Genomic DNA, 1,817 nt, shown 5'->3' with positions numbered 1-1,817 from the left:
CGAGAATTATTATCGCTGCAAGCAGCAAAGTGGAATCCAAAATCACTCCTCCTCCAAAACTCCCATTCCTCCTCCTCCTTGTCGGGGTCTAGATCTGGAAGGGCGTTGGGGCCAGGACCACCTCCCGTCTGGCTGCAAGCCTTCTTGTACTGCACCTCAAGCTTGTCATAGCTGGTCTTCTGGTTCGCCTTTATCCTTGTGTACAGCTTCCGGACCGTCCCCGAGTCCACGGTCCTGCCGATCCTGTCGGAGTACATCCTGGCCACAGTCACCCACATCTCGTGTTTCTGTGTGTTGGTCTTCAACCCGTCTTCGATCAACTTCCCCAGCTTTCCACCATCCTCATTGTGGAGGAGTCGGATGAGGATCGTTTTATCCACAGTGGACCACTTCATTGGCGACTTCTTCTTTTCATTCTTTTCCATCATGGGTTTGTGTTCTAGTCTTTTGAACAACTCTGAAAGCACAAAGCAGATGTAAATATCTTAATCATAAAACAAATCAAAATACTGCAGTGTTTCATACTTATTCATATAGAAAATCAAAATTATGCAGCGTGTGAAGATGGTGTTGGCTACTAACGAGTCCGGCCACAGAGCATAGTAGTCGACTACCTGAATTTGGTAACCGAAAACAACATTTTCATTGGCCACAATAGTAGCCAAGACCTCAACTTTCGGAGGCCGAAACCCAAGACACATTCTAGCCGACTATCTAAGAGTTAGTGTGGTCGACCACGAGGCGTCTTGGGTTTTCAGGTAGCCGACTACCACACTCTGTAGCCGACCTCGGTAGTATCCGATGCTGTGGTCGACTATGTGTGCTTGGCCACTAAGCAGCACAATTCGCCTTTTGGGTTTCAAAATTGCCCTCATGGTCGACCATGAGGCTGCGAAGGTCGACCACGAGGCGTCTTCGGTTTCGGCCTCAGAGGCCGAAACCTAAAAGAAATTGATGTGTTCGACCACGGCGTTGGCTACATCCGAGGCCGGTCGTGAAGCGTGAGAGTCGACTACCTGAATTCTTTTGGGTTTGCATATAAGTGCAATAGGGTGGTCGGCCTTTCCATGGGCAAGGGCTTCCTGCTGGTGGTCGAACACCAAATTATGTAAACCCATAAACATTTTGCTGCCTCATGGCCAATAGGTAGCCAATGGCTGTAGCCGACCACAGGGCTGAAAAATGAGAGTCAAGGCTCCTTGACTCTCGGTTGGCTACGGCCACAGGTTGGGTTTGGAAACTGCAGAGCAGACTTACACTACACTGACTCGGTGGATAAATTAACTTTCCATCCTACTAGAAATTTCGGGTGCTTCATGCCCTCATTTCTAACCTGTTTGCCGTTACGCCTCGGGCCTCCTCCGGCCCTCGGGATGAGCAATCAAATGTTACGAACAGACAGACTAACTCACGCACACTCAGTCTTTTATATAGGGATGGGCTGGTATTATCCCTCGATCGAAAAATCTGTCTAGTGAATTTATTTTCACCGACCACGGGCCTGTGGCCAAATAAATGCTGCATTGTGCAATGCTGCAGTAAACAGGGCTGCAGAGTGCATTGCAGTTGATGAAACATTTTCACTTGGCCCGGCTGCTGGCCAGGGCCGAGTCTGTAAGTCACCCCGGATGTTTTTAGCCCATCGGCCGAAGGCCTAGATGGGCTATAGGCGAGGCTCATGTCAGTCAGTCAGTAAGTCCAGGGGTATATATTCTTGCACGGATTCATTTCGTTTCCCCCCCCCTAAATTTTTGGGGTCCTTTCCTTCCCCCCCTGACTCGTTGTTTTGATTAAAATTTTGTCAAAATTAGGGGGGT

Annotated in this window: 1 protein-coding gene; it reads right to left on the bottom strand. The window is 49.1% G+C overall.

Annotation, left to right across the window (positions count from 1 at the left end):
• Positions 1-428: hypothetical protein (locus ACN0IC_RS15210; protein ID WP_416879601.1), on the bottom strand; the 428-nt coding region annotated here is incomplete at its 3' end.
• Between the last annotated feature and the right edge of the window lie 1,389 nt (positions 429-1,817).

Origin of the sequence: Litorimonas sp. (assembly GCA_029936425.1) — a bacterium.
In the GTDB taxonomy this organism is placed as follows: Bacteria; Pseudomonadota; Alphaproteobacteria; order Caulobacterales; family Maricaulaceae; genus Litorimonas.
The sequence above is the reverse complement of the archived record's forward strand: the minus strand, read 5'-3'. Positions and strand labels throughout refer to the sequence as shown.